An 18,315-nucleotide genomic window follows, 5' to 3' on the forward strand; every position below is an offset into this window, starting at 1 on the left:
TGGCATGCCCCGCACACGGACTTTCTCCGAATTTTCTGCCGTTGGGATTCTGGCGGCGATGCGTCCCGACCGCGATTATCGCGCGGGGTTCATTGCCCAATCGCTGGGTGTGAGTTGCAAGGACGTCCGGCGGCTTCTGGACCAATTGGTCGAAAGCGGCCAGCTGCGAATGCGCTTCGACGAACACAGCCATGAGCACCGCTTCCTGCTGCGCGCCCCGCAGTCGCCGCAAATCGCGCAATCACGCGAGATCGGGCGGCGGCTCACCGAAGTGCTCTCCAACTACGAAAACGAAATGCGCGAGCGCGCCGCCCTTTGCATGATGGTGCGCCGCGGGTACTGAACGGCGCTCCCTGCCCTGGTTAAAGCCGGTCAGACCATCTCTCGGTTGATCCACTCGATGACCGAGGTCCGCTTCGGCATCCATCCGAGCTGCGTGCGCGCTCGCTCTCCGCGCACGCGGCTATTCGAACCCAGGCCATACGACGCCATTTCATAGCCCCATTCCTCGATCGCGGCTTCAAGCGGCCAGTCTTGCGCTTCGCCCAAGTCCAGCTTCGCCGCGATCGCCGCCGTCATCTCCCGATACGACGCCTCGCCGCTTTCGACGAAGTAGAACGTCCCGGCCGGCGCTTTTTCGAGCGCAAGCCGATAGAGCTCCACGACATCGTCGATATGTACGTTCGACCAGATGTTCTCGCCGGTGCCCACGTGCCGCACGATCCCGCTCTTTTGCGCCTGCCGCATCAGACGCGGCAATTGCACGCTGGCGCTGCCGGCCACCGCGCCGTGTCCGTAGATCAGCGTGTTGCATAGCACGACCGAGCAGATACCGCGCTGCGCCGCATCGAGCACGAGACGGTCGATCGCGACGCGCGCCGCTTTGTCCTCGGTCGGTTCAGGCAGCGCGTCTTCGCGATAGATCGCCGTGCTGCCCTTGCCGCCCGACGCGTCGCCGACGATGCTCGAACCGCTGGTGTGCAAGAGCGGCTTGCCCGAGCCCGCGAGCGCCTCGATCAGCGCTCCCACTGCGCCGCGATGATCGCTGCTCGCCGCGTTGATAACGGCGTCGGTAGCGCGCGCCTCGTCGATGAGCAGCGCGCGATCGTCGAGCGAGCCGACGACCGGTTCGATGCCAAGCCGCCGCATCTCGTCACCCTGTTCTTCACGGCGGATGAGCCCCCGCACTTGATGGCCCGCGCGCACGAGACCCGCCGCGATCGAACCGCCGATAAACCCGCCCGCCCCTGTTACGAAAATCTTCACGACCGACTCCTTGCCAAGCAATACGTTGCGATGCGTGCCATGCAGCCGGTGATCCGACTGCATTCACGATGGTGCCCAGTATCCGTCGAACCGATCTTTGCAAAAACCGTGTTAGTCTCAAATCATTCTTGATTTTAAATCAACAATCGATGAAGACCTCAACCGATGAGCTGCTGGTGTTCGTCACCGTGATCGACAGCGGCTCGATCACCGCTGCCGCCGAGAAGCTGCAGCAGACGGTCTCCGGCGTGAGCCGCGCGCTGACGCGCCTGGAGCAGAAGCTCGACGTCGCGCTCGTGCGCCGCACGACGCGGCGGCTGCAACTGACCGAGGAAGGCGAGCATTTTCTGCTGCGCGCGCGGGCGATTCTCGCGGCGATGGAAGACGCGGAAGCGTTCGTCGCGCAGCGGCGCAGACGGCCGTCAGGGCGGCTGCGAGTCGATGCCGCGTCGCCGTTCATGCTCCATTGCATTGCGCCGCATATGAAGGCGTTTTCGGCGCTCTACCCCGAGATTCGGCTCGAGCTGACGAGCAACGAGCGCATCGTCGATCTGCTCGAACAGAAGGTCGACATCGCGATTCGTATCGGCGTGCTGCAGGATTCGACGCTGCATGCGCGTGCGCTCGGCAACTCGAGACGGCGCGTGCTCGCGAGTCCGGCTTATTTGGCCGAGCACGGCGAGCCGCGTACCGTCGACGCTTTGCGGGAGCACAAGTTGATCGGCTTCACGGCGCCGGAGTTGCTGAACCGCTGGCCGCTGCGGGGCGGAGAAGACGGCGAAGGAGAAAACGAAACGCTAAAGATCGAGCCGGCGATTTCCGCGTCGAGCGGTGAGACGATCCGTCAACTCGCCCTCTCACATTGGGGCATCGCGTGCCTCTCGGACTTCATGACGGAAGTCGATGTCCGCGAAGGGCGGCTCGTGCCGATTCTCGAAGCTGAGCGGGTTGAAGAGCGGCAACCCGTGCATGCGGTGTATTACCAGAGCGCGGCTCTTGCGGAGCGTGTGAGGTGCTTTCTGGATTTTATTGGTGCACGCGTGCGACTTTAGCGTTCGCTCATTTGCGCGTTTGTTATCAAAAGCTCAGCGCAATCCACAAAAGGAATTCAATCGACGGCAGGAGAAGAACAAGGAACAGCACGATCATTGATCTGTTGACCTTGTCATGCACCGCAAACCAAATTGCCGCAGCAACCATTGCTAACCACCCCGCAAGACAGTAAAACGAAAATTGCCCTTGCTGGGTCAACGTGTCCCCGGCAAAGTCAATTTCGCTCCAAGACATCCGTCTTAGCCAGCCTGAAAGAAAAATCAATACGAGCTGGAGCAGGCCTACGAAGAGATAGCGCTGCTTCATTGGCTTACCTGCTTTGGATAGTAGTTCCTTTTTGCGAGACGCCTGGATTTCTGCAGTACTGCATCCAGCTCGGCCGGTGTGACCGGTGTGGGGAGCCAACGCGGATCATGGGCCAAAATGCCAATAGATTCGAGTGCGTCGGCCACATTTGATGAACAGCTATTGTCAAAGAGGCTGTACGTGCTTTCGTTCGGATGTTTTAGCTTGAATGCTCGATCCACGCTGACACGTCGCTCCAACTCTCGTTTGACTTTGTCTTTTTCGACAGGCGATACCCTAAGCACTAGGCCCAAGTTGTCACGCCACAAATTACCGTTGGTTCGTATTGACCCGTTGGTCAAATTGACGATTCCGCCATAAAAATACGTATGTCTATCTATTTTTACGTACTCTTCGTGAGCACGACTATAGACAATTCCGTCAATTTCGATGGCAACATGCCCCCACTGTGAACCCATACTGCGGAGTCGAGAGTCACTAACAATAACCTCAATGCTCGTGGAATCTACAACAATTTCCTTAACCGAAGTATCGCTCGTCGGCGTTGTCGTTCTAGATGCTACCAAACGGTATTTCACCCCGTCCGGGGAGACGTGAATCTGCTCTGGCATGGCTATCCTGCAAGGTAAAGGCTGATTTTCTCGACTGCAGCAACCGACGAAAGCAAATGTGTGTGCCCTTTTTCGTCTGTTTCGCCGTATTCGAACGCACCGGTTTCCCGGCGCAGCGCGTAGGCCGTGTATGCGAGAGCGCGTCCTTCCGTATCTCGCAGAGTGAACCTGTCGTCATAGGCGGTCGTCGCCGTGGTGGCTGCGGCGACCACGCCGATCACGCTGGCCGCATTGTCGTTGTCGCCGGTGATCTTGCACTTGCGGCCGTATACGGGAACGATACGCGGATGGCGCTCGCACTTGCACAGCACCAGATCGCCGCCCAGTGCTTGCTGTCGGCCCCGCTGGCGGTCGTACAGCCGCTTCTTGTCCGGGGACCCTGGGGCAGCCACGATGACACCGGCAGTGTTGCACTGGCTACACCACGCTTGCTGACCGAGAAATGCAAACTTTCGAGGCCGTCCATCTTCGCCCTTCACGGTACCGCATGAACCTCCTTCAATAATGCGGCCGCCGCTATCAAGCGGATCGTCTTCGACTGCCGCATAAAAAATGCTCATTGTCTTGCCCCCTGCTGGCTTTGAAGAATCAGCCGAATTATCAAGGGGTACACAACGTTGCAGCAAGTCGTTTGATGGCGATCGGATCGTCAGGCAATCAATCCGCATGCAATAGACAGAAATTCTTGATGCGAATCAAGACTAGAAGACTTTCTATATTTTGATTCGCATTCCAAATAGATTGAACTATCGAAACGTGTAGCGCCCGGGAGGGGTGACCCTGATCTTTCTGGTCACACGCCCCTACGGCACCAACACATGCTGCGGCTGCCGCCTCGGATCATGCAGCGTATCGGCCGACCACCCTCCCCCCAGATCCCCAATCAGCGACGCCGCATCAAGCAGCCTTTGCTGCTGCACGTTCAGTGCGGTTTGCTCGTCGTTCAACTGGGTCGTCTGCGCGACCGCGACGGTCGTGTAGTCGACGGTGCCCGCTTGGTATTCATTGAGCGTGATTTCGGTGCCGCGCTTCGCGTCGCGCACAGCGGCGGCCAGCACATCGGCCTGCTGGGCCAGGATGCGCAAGCCAGCGAGATCGTTCTCGACATTCTGAAACGCGGTCAGCACCGAGCCGCGATAGTTCGCCACCGTCGCGTCGTAGGCCGCCTTGGCCGCCGCCACATCGGCGCTGCGCTCGCCGCCGTCGAACAGCGTTTCGGTCGCGCTGCCGCCGAGCGACCACACGTAGTTGCCGATGTGCAGCAAGCCGTTCAACGGCGACTGCGTGAAGCCGTCGAGCGCCGACAGCGAGACCGACGGGTAATAGGCCGCCACGGCCACCCCGATCGACGCGTTCGCCGCCGCCATCTGGCGCTCGGCGATCGCGATGTCCGGGCGGCGTTCGAGCAGCGTCGACGGCAAGCCCGTCGGGATCTCGGGCAGCGTCGGCAGCGCGGTGCTGTGCGGGATCGTCAGGTCTTCCGGGTTCTTGCCGACGAGCACCGCGATCGCATGCGCGTTCTGCGCGCGAGCGACGCCGAGCGCGATCAGGCTCGCCTGCGCGTTTTCGAGCTGGGTGCGCGCGGTGATCAGATCGGACGGCGGCACGGTGCCCGCCTGGTCCTGATTGGCGACGACGCGCAGATAGCCCGTGTATGCATCGACGGTGCGCTGTAGCAGGTCGATGTTGGCATCCGTGATCCGTAGATCGATGACGGCCGTCGCGAGCGCGATCTGCTCGGAGAGCGTCGCGTTCGCGAGCGTCGCCTCGCTCGCTTGCGCCGTCGCCGCGCTTTGTTCGATCTGGCGGCGCACGAGGCCCCACAAATCCACATTCCAGCTGACGTTGCCTTCGAGCGAGCCCGAGTTGTTCACCGGCTGGAAGTTGCCGAGCCGCGAGCTGCTCGAGCTGCTCAGGCTGCCGGTCGAGCTGCGCGCGCGCGTCGCCGAGCCGGTTACGCCGATCGTCGGAAACAGCGCACTGCGCGCCACGCGCACTTCGGCGAGCGCCTGCTGATAGTTCGCGTAGTCCTGGCGCACGGTCTGGTTCGACACGGAGACGAGCGGCTCCAGTTCGTCGAGCAGCGGATCGTGAAAGCCGGTCCACCAGTCGCCCTTCGGTCCGGCGGCGGCATCGGGCTCGGCTTCGGTCCAGCCTTCGAGTTCCTGAAAATGCGCGGGCACCGCCACTTGCGGCTTGTGATAGTCGGGCCCGACCATGCAGCCGCCGAGCAGCAGGGCCACGGCGGCGGTCAGCGGTATCGATAGAGTTTTCATCTTCATGCGCTCATCTTCATGCGCTCGTGTCCGAAGCGTCCGTCCGGCGGTTCCACGGCAGCCCGTCGCTCCATTTGCCGATCCGGCTGCGCAAGCGATCGAGGTACAGGTAGATTACCGGCGTCGTGTACAGCGTAAAGACCTGGCTCAGCAGCAAGCCGCCCATCACGGTGACGCCGAGCGGCTGGCGCAGCGACGCGCCCTGCCCGATCCCGACCGCGAGCGGCACCGCGCCGAGCACGGCGGCGAAGGTCGTCATCATGATCGGCCGCAGCCGGATCACGGCGGCTTCGTGGATCGCCTGCTTGGCGTCCATGCCCTGCTGGCGCTGCAATTGAATCGCGACGTCCACCATCATGATCCCGTTCTTCTTGACGATGCCGATCAAGAGGATGATGCCGATCAGCGCGATCACCGAGAACGGCGTGCCGAGAATCAGCATCGCGAGCGTGGCGCCGATGCCCGCGGACGGCAGCGTCGACAGAATCGTGAGCGGGTGGATCGTGTTCTCGTAGAGGATGCCGAGCACGATATACACGACGACGAGCGCCGCCAGGATCAAGAGCGGGATCGCGTACATCGATTGCGCAAAGGCTTGTGCCGCGCCCGCGAACGCGCCTTGAACCGAGGCCGGCATGCCGATGTCCTGCGCGGCTTTGTCGATGGCCTCCTTGGCCTGCGAGAGCGAACCGCCCGCGGGCAGGTTGAACGAGATCGTCCCGGCGACGAGCCCGCTCTGGTGGTTGACCTGCGTTGCCGTGTGGTTGTTCACGTAGGTCGTCAGCGCGGGCAGCGGCACCATGTTCTCGGCCGCCGTGCTGTCGGCGCTGCCGCTCGAGCTGCCGCCCTTGCTGTTCGAAATGCTGTTGGTGAGCTGATTGGCCTCGGCGTCCGCGTTGAGCGAATTGGTCTTGGATGCGCCGCTTTGCCCCGCGCTCACCGCCACCGCCTGCTGCACCGCCGAGACCGTGCCGCCCGGCATCTGCGTCTGCTGCGTGCCGCTCGGGTTGCCCGCCGCCGCGCTCAGGAACACGTTGTCGAGCGTCTGCGGATATTGCCAATAAGCCGGGGCCACCTCCATCACCACGAAGTACTGATTGAGCGCGTTGTAGATCGTCGAGACCGTGCGCTGACCAAAGGCGTCGTAGAGCACGTTGTCGATCTGGTTCGGCTCGAAGTTGTAGCGCCGCGCGGTGCTGCGGCTGATGGTGAGGTATGTCTGCAGGCCGTTTTGCTGCAGGTCCGAGTTCACGTCGGTCATTTGCGCGTGATACTTGCCAAGCTCGGTGACCAGCTTCGGCACCCATTTGAACAGCGCGTCGGGATCGTCGCTGGTCAGCGTGTACTGGTATTCGGCCGCCGATTGCCGCCCGCCGATGCGCAGGTCCTGCTGCGCCTGCAGGAACAGCCGCGCGCCCGACACCGCATTGAGCTTCGGCCGCAGCCGGTTGACGACTTCGGTCGCCGACAGATGGCGCTCCGACAGCGGCTTCAACTCGATGAACACGTTCGCCGTGTTGAGCGCGCGGCCGCCGGTATAGCCCGCCACCGCCTCGACGGCCGGGTCCTTCGACACGATGCTTTGCAGTTGTTCGAGCTTCTTCTGCATCGCGGGGAACGAGATGCTCTGATCGGCGATGATCTGGCCGATCAGGATGCCGGTGTCCTGCTCGGGAAAGAACGTCGCGGGCAGCAGCCTGAAGAGGAACACGTTCGCGACCAGCAGGCCGATCAGCAGGAGGCCGATCAACAGCGCGTGGTCGAGCACCGCGTTCAGCGAGCGCGAGTAAGCGTTCTTGAAGCTGTCGAACTGTCTCTCCACCCACTGCGCCCAGCGCGCCTTCGAATGTTCGACGCGCTCGTGCGAGAGCACGTAGGCGCACATCGTCGGCGTGACGGTCAACGAGATGACGAGCGAGATCAGGATGGCGATCGACAGCGTCACCGCGAATTCGTGAAACAGCAAGCCGAGGATGCCCGGCATCAGCAGGATCGGCAGGAACACAGCGATCAGCGACAAACTCATCGAGATCACCGTGAAACCCACCTCGGCGCTGCCCTGCAACGCGGCCTCGCGCGGCGGCATGCCCGCCTCCAGGTGCCGCACGATATTCTCGAGCACGACCACCGCATCGTCGACGACGAAGCCGGTGCCGATCGTCAGCGCCATCAGCGAGAGGTTGTCGATGCTGTAGCCGAGCAGGTACATCGGCCCGAACGTGCCGACGATCGACAGCGGCAGCGCGGTGGCCGGAATCAGGGTCGCGCGCGGCGACAGCAGGAAGACGAACACCACGCCGATCACGAGCAGCACGGCGATGAAGAGCGTGCGCTCGGTATCGCCGACGGACGAGGCAACCGATTGCGAACGATCGAGCGCGACGCCCACGCGAATATCGCTCGGCAGCGCCGCCTCGATGATCGGCAGCCGCGCGCGGATCTGCTGGACGGTCTTCACGACGTTGCCTCCCGGCATCGGATAGACGATCACGAGCACCGCCGACTTGCCGTTGTAGAGGCCCGCGTTGCGGATGTTCTCGTTGGAATCGATGACTTGAGCCACGTCGCGCAGCATCACCGGCGAGTCATTGCGGTACGCGATGATGAGGTCTTTATAGGGCTTGGCGCTGCTGATCTGGTCGTTCGACAGAATCTCGTAGCGCTGCTCGCCCTGATCAATGTGGCCTTTCGCGCTGTTGGCGTTGGCGGCCGAGATGGCCGCGCGCACGTCTTCGAGGCCGATGCCGTAGCTCGACAGCTTGCCCGGCTGCAACTCGACGCGCACGCTCGGCAACGCGCCGCCGCCCAGCGTGATCTGTCCGACGCCGCTGATCTGCGAGAGCTGCTGCTGAATCACCGAATCGGCGGAGTCGTAGAGCTGAGCCTTGGTCAGCGTGTCCGAGGTGAGCGCAAGGACCATCACCGGCGCATCGGCCGGGTTGTACTGCCGATAGGTGGGGTTGCTGCGCAGGGTTGTCGGCAAGTCGGCGCGGGCGGCCTGGATCGCCGCTTCGACGTCGCGCGAGGCGCCGTTGATATCGCGATTCAGGTCGAACACGACGATGATCAGCGACGAACTCGTATAGCTGATCGACGTGAGCTGGTTCACGCCTGCGATGGTTGCGAGACGCCGCTCGAGCGGCTCGGCCACCGTCGACGCCATGATCTCGGGGCTGCCGCCCGCCATGTTCGCCTGCACGACGACGACCGGATACGCGACGTTCGGCAAGGGCGCCACCGGCAGCCGGAAATAGGCGAGCGCACCCGACAGCGCTATCGCGATCGCAAGCAGCGTAGTCGCGACGGGCCGCCGGATGAAGATCGCCGAGATGTTCACGGTTTTTCCCTGGCGTTCACGGTGCTTCTCCACCTACGCCCGGTTGCGCGCTCGCCCCGCGCCCGCTAAAGCGCTGCGCGAGGCGATCGAAGATCAGGTAGATGACGGGCGTCGTGAACAGCGTCAGCAGCTGGCTCAACGTCAGCCCGCCGATGATCGCGAGGCCGAGCGGCCGGCGCAGCTCGGAGCCCGTGCCGGAGCCGAGCAGCATCGGCAGCGCGCCGAGCATGGCGGCGAGCGTCGTCATCAGGATCGGCCTGAAGCGCAACAGCGAAGCCTCGAAGATCGCTTCCCTCGGCGGCTTGCCGTGCACGCGTTCGGCCTCGAGCGCGAAGTCGACCATCATGATCGCGTTCTTCTTGACGATGCCGATCAGCAGTACGATGCCGATGATGCCAATCACGTCGAGGTCGTTGCCCGCCATCATCAGCGCAAGCAGTGCGCCGATCCCGGCGGACGGCAGCGTCGAGAGAATCGTCACCGGGTGGATGTAGCTCTCGTAGAGCACGCCGAGCACGATGTACACGGCGGCGAGCGCGGCGACCAGCAGATACACCTCGCTCGACAGCGAATCCTCGAACGCTTGCGCGGCGCCCTGGAACGACGATTGGATCGACGGCGGCAGATTGACTTCCTGCTCGGCCTGCCGGATGCGCTGGACCGCTGTGGACAACGACGCGTCTTTCGCGAGATTGAACGAGATCGTCACGGCCGGGAACTGCGCGAGATGGCTGATCACGAGCGGCGAGCGCGTGATGCTGATCTTCGCGATGCCCTTCAACGGCACCTGACCGCTGCTGCTCGTCTGGCTCGGCAGATAGAGGTTGCCGAGCGAAGCCACGTCGGGCATGGACTCGGGTTTCGCCACGAGAATCACGCGGTATTGGTCCGACTGTTCGAAGATCGTCGAGACGATGCGCTGGCCGAGCGCGTCGTAGAGCGCGTTGTCGATCGTCGCCGCGGTGATGCCGTAGCGCGCCGCGAGTTGCCGGTTCACTTCGACGTTGACGCTCAAGCCGTCCGTATTGAGGTCGCTTTGGACATCGGTGATCGACGGGATCTGCTTCATCTTGTCGATGAGCGCCGGCACGTACTGGTTGAACGCCTGCTGGTTCGGTCCGCGCAAGACGAACTTGTACTGATTCGGCGAGACGGTCGTATCGAGTGTCAAATCCTGCTCGGGCTGCAGATAGAGCTTGATGCCAGGCACATTGGCGACCTCGTCCTGCAGACGGCGCGCGATATCGCCGGCGGCCAGCGAGCGGTCATCGCGCTGCTTCAGGTTGATCAGGAAGCGGCCGTTGTTCAGCGTCGTGTTGGTGCCGTCGATGCCCACGTACGAGGTGACCGAGACCACGTCGGGGTCCTTCAGGATCGCGTCGGCGAGCGCGGCCTGGCGATTGACCATCGCGCTATAGGACACCGAGTTGTCGGCCACGCTGATCCCCTGGATCACGCCGACGTCCTGCACCGGGAACAGCCCCTTCGGAATCACGATGTACAGCACCACGGTCAGCACCAGCGTGATGAGAAAGACCACCATCGTCAGCGTCTGATGCTCGAGCACCCAGCGCAGGCTCCGGTCGTAGGCGTGCAGCGTCTTGTCGAACAGGCCCTCGCTGATGCGCTCGAAGCGGCTCGGATGCCGCGCCTCCTTCGCGCGCAGAATCCGCGCGCACATCATCGGCACGACCGTCAGCGAGACGACCGCCGAAATCACGATCGTGACCGCGAGCGTGATCGCGAATTCGCTGAACAGCCGCCCGATCACGCCGCCCATGAACAAGAGCGGAATCAGCACCGCGATCAGCGAGATAGTCAGCGACAAGATCGTGAAGCCGATCTGCCCCGCCCCTTCGAGCGCCGCTTCGAGCGGGCTCATGCCCTCCTCCAGATAGCGCACGATGTTCTCGATCATCACGATCGAATCGTCGACGACGAAGCCCGTCGCGATGATCAACGCCATCAGCGAGAGGTTGTCGATCGAGAAGTTGAGCTCGTACATCATCGCGACCGTGCCGATCAGCGAGACCGGCACCGAGATGCTCGGGATGATCGTCGCGGGCAGGTTGCGCAGGAACACGAAGATCACCGCGACGACCAGCGCGATCGCGAGCAGCAATTCGAACGCCGCGTCCGACACCGACGAGCGGATCACGCCGGTGCTGTCGCCGACGATCGTCACCTGCATCCCCGCAGGCAGGGTCGATTCGAGCAGGGGCAGTTGCTTCTTGATCTGGTTGACCGTGGCGATCACGTTCGCGCCCGGCTGGCGCTGCACGTTGAGCACGATCGCGGGCGTGCGGCCGTACCAGGCGCCGCGCTCGACGTCCTCGGCCGCCTGGCTCACGCGCGCCACGTCGCGCAAGTACACCGGCGAGCCGTTCTGGTAGGCGATCACGGTGGTCAGGTAGTCGGCGGGGTCCGAGATCTGGTCGTTCGCGTTGATCGTGTAGTCGAGCTCGGGGCCGTCGAAGTTGCCCTTCGGCTGGCTGACGTTGACGTTCGCGAGCAGCGAGCGCAAGTCGTCGATATTGAGGCCGTAGGCCGCGAGCTTTTGCGGATCCGCTTCGACGCGCACCGCGGGCACGTTGCCGCCCGCCGTGGTCACCACGCCCACGCCCGGCACTTCGGAGATTTTGGTGGCGAGGCGGTTGTTCGCCGTGTCCTGCAGTTGGGTCAGCGACATCGATTTGGACGTCACCGCGAGCGTCAGGATCGGCTGGTCGGCGGGGTTCACCTTCGCGTAGGTCGGCGGCGCGGGCAGCCCGCTCGGCAGGAAGCTGTTGGCCGCGTTGATCGCCTGCTGGACGTTCTGCTCGGCGATATCGAGGTTCAGCGACAGGTCGAACTGCAGCGTGATGACCGACGCCCCTTCCGAGCTGTACGAGATCATCTGCTGCAGGCCGGGGATCTCGCCGAGCTGCACTTCGAGCGGCGCGGTCACCGTCGTCGCCATCACGTTCGGGCTCGCGCCGGGGTAGAACGTCTGCACCTGGATCGTCGGGTAGGCAACGTCGGGCAGCGACGACACCGGCAGGAAGCGCACGGCGACGAGCCCCACCAGCACGAGCGCGATCATCAACAGCGACGTGGCCACCGGACGAAGGATGAACAGCCGGGAAATGTTCATCGGCGCGAGCCCCGTGCTTTACGAGGCCTGCGGGGCTGATCCAGCCGCGCTGGCCCCGTGGCCGTGCTGCGCGTGGCTCGCGCCGCCCGGCGCGGACGCCTCGGCTGCACCGCTCGCCGCCTTCGCCTGCGCGGCCTGGATCTTCACGCCGTCGCTCAACCGGTCCATGCCGTCCGTGACGACCTGGTTGCCCGCCGCGAGCCCCGACGTGATCACCGTGTGCTTGCCGTCGCTCGGCCCGAGCGTGACCTTGTGCACGGAGACGGTGCTGTCGGCATTGACGAGGTAGACGTAGTCGCCGGGCGCGCCGCTCTGCACTGCGGGGGTCGGCACGAGCACCGCGTTCTGCATCGTGTCGACGAGCAGCTTGACGTTGACGAACTCGTTCGGGAACAGCGCCTCGTCGTCGTTCGGGAACGTCGCGCGCAACGTGACCGTGCCGGTGGCCGTCGCCATCTGGTTGTTGAGCGCGTACAGCGTGCCGGTGCCGATCTGCCGCGTGTTGTCGCTGCTGTAGGCGGTGACGGTCATCTTCGCGCCCGCGTTGAAGCGCTGCAGCACGTCGCCGAGCGAATTCTGCGGCACGGTGAATTCGACCGTGGTGGGCTTCATCGTCGTGATGACGGCGATGCCCGGCGAGCTCGACGCCGTCACGTAGTTGCCGGGATCGACGAGCCTTAAGCCCACGCGCCCGGAAACCGGCGACGTGATGTGGCAATAGTCGAGATCGAGATCGAACTGCGCGATGCTGGCGTGATCGGCCTTGACCGCGGCTTCGTCCTGCTGGACGAGGAATTTCTGGTCGAAGTAGGTCTGCTCGGCGATCGACTTCTTCTCGTGGAGGTCCGTGAAGCGGGCCAGATCGGAGCGGGCTTGCGCGAGGGATGCTTCGTCCTTGGCCAGCTGGGCTTGGGCTTGCTGCTTGGAAATCTCGTACTGGCGCGGATCGATCTGGGCGAGAAATTGCCCTTTCTCGACATCCTGGCCTTCGCGATAGCCGACTGCCGTGAGGTAGCCGCTCAACTGCGGCAGCACGGTCACGGTGGCAACGGGGGTGACCGTGCCCAATTCGGAGAGGACGACGGGCATCTCGCCGAGCGTCGCGGCGGCGACGGTCACGACTAGCGGTCCGGCGCCGCGCGCGGGCTCCTTCTTGCGGATCACGTGCACGACGATGAGCGCGATCAGCACGAGCACGACGACCGCGATCGCCACGCGCCAGCGCCCCGAGCGCTTCTGTGGCGGGTGCGTTGCCTCGCTCATACCAGCCTCCGGATACGATGACTGCCTTCATATGACAGAACGACACCGGCCACCGGCTACGGCTTGGCAAGTACGGCAGGCGTCTCCTGCTGGGCACGACCAAAGCGTGAAGATGAAGCGAGCGGGCCTCGGATGGACTCGGGCGGCCTGCCGTTTTCCCCGCGCATTGTCACGTGGCGATGGGCCACGTGCAAGTTCGGAGGGTAACGCAGGCAAGTTGCGATTGCTGTGCGGGCAAATTCCGATTCGTTACGACGCGCTCGTCAGTAAAGGTACGTAACAGTTTTGCGGGGTTTGTTTACTTGGGCGTGCAGGATCGGGCGCGTTGCATTACGAATTGAAAGCTCGAATCAAAGCGCCAGCTTCATCCCCTCATGTGACGCCACAAACCCCAGACGTTCGTAGAAGCGCTTGGCGTCGGCGCGGCGCTTGTCGGTCGTCAGTTGCACGAGACCGCAGCCCGCCTCGCGCGCGAGGCCGATCGCATGCTCGAACATCCGCTCGCCGATGCCCTGCCCGCGCCGCGCGCCGCTCACCCTCACGCCTTCGATCAGAGCCCGCGTCATGCCGAGGCGCGACAGCCCCGGAATCAACGTGAGTTGCAACAGACCGACGATCTCTTCGCCGTCGACGCACAGCAGCACGCTGTTGCCGGCCTGTGCCGCGATCGCGCGCATCGCCGCCTCGTAGCGCTGCAAATCCTCCGGCCCGGCGCTTTCGCGGCCCGCGCCGATGTCGTCGTCCGCCAGCAAGGCGATGATCGCGGGAAGATCGTCGAGGGTTGCGTCTCTGAACGCGGGCATAGAAAGGTCCCCTTTTACTGCAATTGAAAAGTTAGTGCGGCTCGAACGGCCGCTGATACACGTTGGCCCCGCGCACGATGATCGCCGTGTTCTCCGGCACTTCCTCCCACACGCCCGGCAGATCCACGAGCGGCTCGGACAGCACGAGAAACGCATCGTCGCCGACCATCTGGATGCGCGGGTCGTCCGGATACAGCTCGTGCAGATGACGAAACGAGGTGCTGTGAAAGAGCGACCGCGACACGCGTTCGCTCGAATAGCGGACCGCGATGATCTGCTCGCCGTCGGTCGCGCAGACAGTCATGTTGAGCGGATTCTTCACGCCGTTGCGCCAGCCGATGTCTTCGATCAACGCCGCCATCCGCTCGAGCGCCGGCACCGGCTCGTGGTCGAGGCCGAGAGTCAGTGCGAGAAAGAACATCACTTCCGAATCGGTCGACCCTTCGATCGAGGAAAACAGCTCGGGCTTGACCGCGAGCATCAGCTCACGGCGCACGTTGGGGTAGTCGCGGATCGAACCGTTGTGAACGAACAGCCAGCGGCCGTGGCGAAACGGGTGGGAGTTGGTCTCCTGCGACGGCGTATCGGTGGCCGCGCGAATATGGGCGACGAACAGCGGGGTGTGGATCGCGCGCGCCGCGTCGCGCAAATTCCGGTCGCTCCAGGCCGGATGGGCGCAGCGATAGCGGAACGGCAGTTCGTTATGGCGACCGTACCAGCCCACGCCGAAGCCGTCGCCGTTGGTGGTCGTGGCGCCATAGCGCGAATGGAGACTCTGGTCGATCAGCGAATGCTCCTCACGGAAGAGCACGGTTTCGAGCTGAATCGGGTTTCCCGTGTAAGCAAGCCAGCGGCACATGATCGGACTCCGGTGACGAGGACCTCGCGATTCTCGCGCATTTTTTGCCAAGTGCGCCGCCAAGTTCGCTCGCCGGCCGGGTCAGTCCAGTCTGATGAAACCGTCCGCGCTCCAGCGCTCGCTGCCCACGCCTTGATGGACGAAGAAAAGCCCTTCCGGGTCGTACTGCGCCTTGACCGCTTGCAGCCTCGCGTAGTTCGCGCCCCAGTAGGCGCGCTGCCAGCCAGGGAGAAAGAAGTCGCTTTCCGAGACGTAGGAGCCGGCGTCCGGAACCAGCTTGCGCAATTCATCCATCGCGAGCCCGATCGCGCGTGCCTGATCGCGGGCGAGCGTCACGTTCGGCTCGTGACCGTCGATCCCGGGATACGCGCGCGGCTCCTGCGCCGCGCAGATCACGAGCGCGAACGCGTCGAGGACCGCGGGGTTCATGACCGTGTCTTTCGCGGCGGCGATGGCCTCTTCAGAGCCACCGGCCAATCCCTTGTTGAAGTGCAGCGCCAGCCGCCAATGCCGCGACGCGGCATAGAGCGCATCGGCGAGCGACGGGCGGCGCTCGCCGTGCAGCAGGTCCGCCGGAAGCCACGCCGATTGATAGCCATGCCAGCACGCGGCCGCTTCCGTCCGGTTATCGCTCCAGTACACGTTGTCGTTCGGCGCGCCCGGCCGGTCGTCGACTCGGATGACACCGAACAGCCGCTTGACCAGTGTCGGCGCCCAAAAGGTCCGGGCGGATATCGCGACAAAACTGAACGGAGACGAGTCGACTTTGAAATCGTCGGGGGTGCGATCGACGGCATCGAGAAACGGTTGCCAGATCGTCTTCGCCTGAGCGCGGTCGAGCCCCTGGAAGAGCATTCGGACTTCGAGCACGTTGTCGCGGCGCAAATGGATCTGTTCGCCCCAATGCGGGTTCAGCAGGTTCTTGCTATAGAAATCGAGCATCAGACCGATCAAGCGACGGAACGCCTCCGGCGAGGCGGCCTTGATCGTCAGGTTCACTGCACCGAAGGTCTCGGGCAGATCGTGGACCCGCAACGTCAGCCGCGTGACCACACCCAGGCTGCCGCCCCCACCGCCCTTGAGCCCCCAGAACAGCTCGGAATTCGTGCAGGCATTCGCGATGCGCACGACGCCATCCGCCGTGACGACTTCGGCTTCGATCAAGCTCCCCGCCGCCGTGCCGAACGCTTTCGAAAAGCTGCCGAAGCCGCCGCTCTGCACCAGCCCCGCCACCCCGACCGTCAAGCATCCGCCGCCTTGGACGTAGCCGCCTACGCGCGTCGTCACCGCGTCGTAGACGTGGGCCCAGACCGCGCCCGCTCCAATGCTCACGGCGCGCACCGGTTTCGCCTGGCCTTCGCAACCCGCGCCGACGAACGCGTCATGGATCGTGATGCCGGTCATCTTGCGCGTCCAGATCAGCAGCGAATCGGGTGCGTTGGACGTGCCCTGATAGCTGTGTCCGCCTCCTTTGACGACGAGACGCAAGCGGTTCTCACGGGCGAAGTTCACAGCGGCGGCGACGTCGCTCGCGTTGCGGGCGGCCACGGCGTAGACGCTGGGCTGCGTGGCCCAGGCGTCGACCCAGCCGAACGATTGCGTGAGGCCCGCTTGGTCGCGCAGGAAATAGGGATTCTGGAAGGCCGAGAACAGTTGCCTGCTGATGAGGCTGTCGGGGGCTTTCGCACACGTGGCGAGCGGCGACTGGACTTCGATGAGCGCATCACCGACTTGTTGGCGGAGCCGGTTCCAGCTTGCTTCGGAGGGCCAATCGGGGGCACCGGGACGAACGCGGGATTTTGGTCCGGTGGACGTCGAAGTGTCAGAGGCTAGTAAAGCGAAAGCGCGATGAGACAGCCCTATTCCCGAAACGAGGGGAAGCACGGCCGCGATCTTCAACAGTCTTCGTCTAATCGAAGAATGGGTTCTCATGGAATCCGTCGCCTCTCCCCGGAGTTCGACGGATTCTCCCACTAACCCGCAAGGCGCGCCCTTCGATCGCGTGCCTGCCGCCCTATCAAGGCACGAGCCAAAGCGCCAGCGCGTAAATCACCAGCGACACGGCAAACGTCACCGCCGTATAGCCCATCACGCGCTGAATCCGAATGCCCGCGATCGCGACGACCGGCACCGCCCAGAACGGTTGCAGCATGTTCGATACGTTCTCCGCCATCGCGACGCCCATCGCCGTGCGCGGCACCGACGCGTGCAGGCTCAACGCAGCCGGCAGCACGAACGGCCCCTGCACGGCCCAGTGGCCGCCGGCGCTCGGGATGAGCAGCGTGATGATCAGCGAGCTCAGGTAGCTCCAGAGCGGCAGCGTCGACGCCGTCGCGATCGCCACGAACGTCTTGGCGATCGTCGAGGCCAGGCCCGTCCCCGTCATGATCCCCATGATCCCGCCGTAGACCGGGTACTGCAGCAGCATCGAGCCGGTCTGCCGCGCCGCGCGGCGGATCGCGTCGGCGTAGGCGATCGGCGTGCCCTGCAGCGCGAGTCCGATCAAGAGAAAGATCAGGATCGTCGTGTTGATGTCGAGCTCGAAGCCCTTCGCGTGCCACGTCATCGCGAGGTAGCCGATGCCGAGCGCCAACAGCAGCAGCGTGCCGAAGATCGAGTGCTCGATGTACGTAGCGAGCGTCACACCGGACCCGACGCGCGCGTGAGGATCGGAATCGGCCGCGCTCGCGCCCGCAGCGTCCGCTTGCGGTTCGTTGAACGGCACGACGTACTCGGCCTTCGGGTGCATGCGAATGAAGATCGCCGTCATCACCACGACGATCAGCACGGTCGGAATGAAGACGAACGGCGCGAAGATCGTCTGCGAGAGCGGCACCACCTGCCCCGTGGCCTTTTCGACGAGATTCAGCGCATTGCCGTGCGACGCCTGCGACAAGGCGATCGAACTCGACAGCCCGCTATTGCAGACCGACCACGCCGAGTAGCTGCCCGCGACGAGCCACGCGAAGTCCACTTTCACGCGCTTGGCGATCTCGCGCGACAGCAGCGCGCCGACGATCAAACCCAGCCCCCAATTGAGCCACGCCGCCACCCCGACGATCGGGAACACGAGCAGCGCGGCGCGCGCCGGCGTGCTCGCACGCGCGGCCATCGCCCGCAAGCCGCGCTGGACGAGGGGCGCCTCGGCGATGGCATAGCCGGTTGCGAGAATCAGGATCATCTGCAGCGCGAAGCCGAGGATGCCGAAGGTGCCGCCGTACCACGACGTCAGGATGACCGGCAGCGAGGCATGCGGCGCGAACACCATCGCCAGAAGAATGACGACGAGCGTCAAGGCAATCGAAAGAACGAACGGGTCGGGCATGACCTGCTCGAACAGATAGACGAGGCCGGTGACGATGCCCCGGCGCTCGCCGCTGCGCGATTGCCCTTGCGGGCCGGTCATGG

General features: G+C 63.9%; 14 protein-coding genes. 2 read left to right on the forward strand and 12 right to left on the reverse strand.

Going from position 1 to position 18,315, the window contains the following annotated elements:
• The first annotated feature begins 169 nt into the window (after nucleotides 1-169).
• Nucleotides 170-343: a hypothetical protein gene (locus AAHK20_RS15950; RefSeq protein WP_449182435.1), complete on the forward strand. Its 174-nt coding sequence runs from the start codon at nucleotides 170-172 to the stop codon at nucleotides 341-343.
• Between the two features lie 29 nt (nucleotides 344-372).
• Here AAHK20_RS15950 and AAHK20_RS15955 read toward each other — a convergent pair whose 3' ends face one another.
• Nucleotides 373-1,266 (reverse strand): NAD-dependent epimerase/dehydratase family protein, encoded by an 894-nt coding sequence (locus AAHK20_RS15955; protein WP_449182436.1) that lies wholly within the window; start codon nucleotides 1,264-1,266, stop codon nucleotides 373-375.
• Nucleotides 1,267-1,415: 149 nt separating this feature from the next.
• Here AAHK20_RS15955 and AAHK20_RS15960 point away from each other — a divergent pair, with 149 nt between their 5' ends.
• Nucleotides 1,416-2,318 (forward strand): LysR substrate-binding domain-containing protein, encoded by a 903-nt coding sequence (locus tag AAHK20_RS15960; RefSeq protein WP_449182437.1) that lies wholly within the window; start codon nucleotides 1,416-1,418, stop codon nucleotides 2,316-2,318.
• Between the two features lie 25 nt (nucleotides 2,319-2,343).
• On the opposite strand, the gene AAHK20_RS15965 is transcribed toward AAHK20_RS15960, so the two are convergent.
• From AAHK20_RS15965 to AAHK20_RS16015, 11 genes are all read right to left on the reverse strand, one after another.
• Entirely contained in the window at nucleotides 2,344-2,625 is a 282-nt protein-coding gene (locus tag AAHK20_RS15965; protein WP_449182438.1) for a hypothetical protein, read from the reverse strand.
• The gene (locus AAHK20_RS15970; protein WP_449182439.1) at nucleotides 2,622-3,236 is read right to left on the reverse strand and encodes a hypothetical protein; all 615 of its coding nucleotides are present in this window, start codon (nucleotides 3,234-3,236) and stop codon (nucleotides 2,622-2,624) included. Before AAHK20_RS15970 ends, AAHK20_RS15965 begins: the two co-directional genes overlap by 4 nt.
• Nucleotides 3,237-3,238: 2 nt before the next feature.
• The gene (locus AAHK20_RS15975) at nucleotides 3,239-3,796 is read right to left on the reverse strand and encodes a PAAR domain-containing protein (protein ID WP_449182440.1); all 558 of its coding nucleotides are present in this window, start codon (nucleotides 3,794-3,796) and stop codon (nucleotides 3,239-3,241) included.
• 243 nt (nucleotides 3,797-4,039) lie between these two features.
• The gene (locus AAHK20_RS15980; RefSeq protein WP_449182441.1) at nucleotides 4,040-5,518 is read right to left on the reverse strand and encodes an efflux transporter outer membrane subunit; all 1,479 of its coding nucleotides are present in this window, start codon (nucleotides 5,516-5,518) and stop codon (nucleotides 4,040-4,042) included.
• Between the two features lie 10 nt (nucleotides 5,519-5,528).
• Nucleotides 5,529-8,849 carry an efflux RND transporter permease subunit gene (locus tag AAHK20_RS15985; protein WP_449182442.1) on the reverse strand — a complete coding sequence of 1,107 codons (3,321 nt, stop codon included), beginning with the start codon at nucleotides 8,847-8,849 and terminating at the stop codon, nucleotides 5,529-5,531.
• A 16-nt stretch (nucleotides 8,850-8,865) separates the two neighbouring features.
• On the reverse strand, nucleotides 8,866-11,982 hold the full coding sequence (locus AAHK20_RS15990; protein WP_449182443.1) for an efflux RND transporter permease subunit: 3,117 nt from the start codon (nucleotides 11,980-11,982) through the stop codon (nucleotides 8,866-8,868).
• Between the two features lie 18 nt (nucleotides 11,983-12,000).
• Complete coding sequence (locus AAHK20_RS15995; RefSeq protein ID WP_449182444.1) at nucleotides 12,001-13,245, reverse strand: efflux RND transporter periplasmic adaptor subunit; 1,245 nt, start codon at nucleotides 13,243-13,245, stop codon at nucleotides 12,001-12,003.
• 350 nt (nucleotides 13,246-13,595) lie between these two features.
• Nucleotides 13,596-14,048, reverse strand: a complete 453-nt coding sequence (locus AAHK20_RS16000) for a GNAT family N-acetyltransferase (RefSeq protein ID WP_449182445.1) — start codon at nucleotides 14,046-14,048, stop codon at nucleotides 13,596-13,598.
• Between the two features lie 31 nt (nucleotides 14,049-14,079).
• The gene (locus AAHK20_RS16005) at nucleotides 14,080-14,907 is read right to left on the reverse strand and encodes a class II glutamine amidotransferase (RefSeq protein WP_449182446.1); all 828 of its coding nucleotides are present in this window, start codon (nucleotides 14,905-14,907) and stop codon (nucleotides 14,080-14,082) included.
• 81 nt (nucleotides 14,908-14,988) lie between these two features.
• The gene (locus AAHK20_RS16010) at nucleotides 14,989-16,839 is read right to left on the reverse strand and encodes an FAD-binding oxidoreductase (protein ID WP_449182447.1); all 1,851 of its coding nucleotides are present in this window, start codon (nucleotides 16,837-16,839) and stop codon (nucleotides 14,989-14,991) included.
• An 85-nt stretch (nucleotides 16,840-16,924) separates the two neighbouring features.
• On the reverse strand, nucleotides 16,925-18,313 hold the full coding sequence (locus AAHK20_RS16015; protein ID WP_449182448.1) for a TIGR00366 family protein: 1,389 nt from the start codon (nucleotides 18,311-18,313) through the stop codon (nucleotides 16,925-16,927).
• Between the last annotated feature and the right edge of the window lie 2 nt (nucleotides 18,314-18,315).

Source organism: Trinickia camelliae (genome assembly GCF_053525655.1).

Bases quoted from the DNA above. Each gene is read 5' to 3' on its own strand.
- AAHK20_RS15965 (WP_449182438.1), bottom strand. From the start codon at position 2,625: ATGAAGCAGCGCTATCTCTTCGTAGGCCTGCTCCAGCTCGTATTGATT.
- AAHK20_RS15960 (WP_449182437.1), top strand. From the start codon at position 1,416: ATGAAGACCTCAACCGATGAGCTGCTGGTGTTCGTCACCGTGATCGAC.
- AAHK20_RS15970 (WP_449182439.1), bottom strand. From the start codon at position 3,236: ATGCCAGAGCAGATTCACGTCTCCCCGGACGGGGTGAAATACCGTTTG.
- AAHK20_RS16010 (WP_449182447.1), bottom strand. From the start codon at position 16,839: ATGAGAACCCATTCTTCGATTAGACGAAGACTGTTGAAGATCGCGGCC.
- AAHK20_RS15990 (WP_449182443.1), bottom strand. From the start codon at position 11,982: ATGAACATTTCCCGGCTGTTCATCCTTCGTCCGGTGGCCACGTCGCTG.
- AAHK20_RS16015 (WP_449182448.1), bottom strand. From the start codon at position 18,313: ATGACCGGCCCGCAAGGGCAATCGCGCAGCGGCGAGCGCCGGGGCATC.
- AAHK20_RS15980 (WP_449182441.1), bottom strand. From the start codon at position 5,518: ATGAAGATGAAAACTCTATCGATACCGCTGACCGCCGCCGTGGCCCTG.
- AAHK20_RS16005 (WP_449182446.1), bottom strand. From the start codon at position 14,907: ATGTGCCGCTGGCTTGCTTACACGGGAAACCCGATTCAGCTCGAAACC.
- AAHK20_RS15975 (WP_449182440.1), bottom strand. From the start codon at position 3,796: ATGAGCATTTTTTATGCGGCAGTCGAAGACGATCCGCTTGATAGCGGC.
- AAHK20_RS16000 (WP_449182445.1), bottom strand. From the start codon at position 14,048: ATGCCCGCGTTCAGAGACGCAACCCTCGACGATCTTCCCGCGATCATC.
- AAHK20_RS15950 (WP_449182435.1), top strand. From the start codon at position 170: ATGCGCTTCGACGAACACAGCCATGAGCACCGCTTCCTGCTGCGCGCC.
- AAHK20_RS15995 (WP_449182444.1), bottom strand. From the start codon at position 13,245: ATGAGCGAGGCAACGCACCCGCCACAGAAGCGCTCGGGGCGCTGGCGC.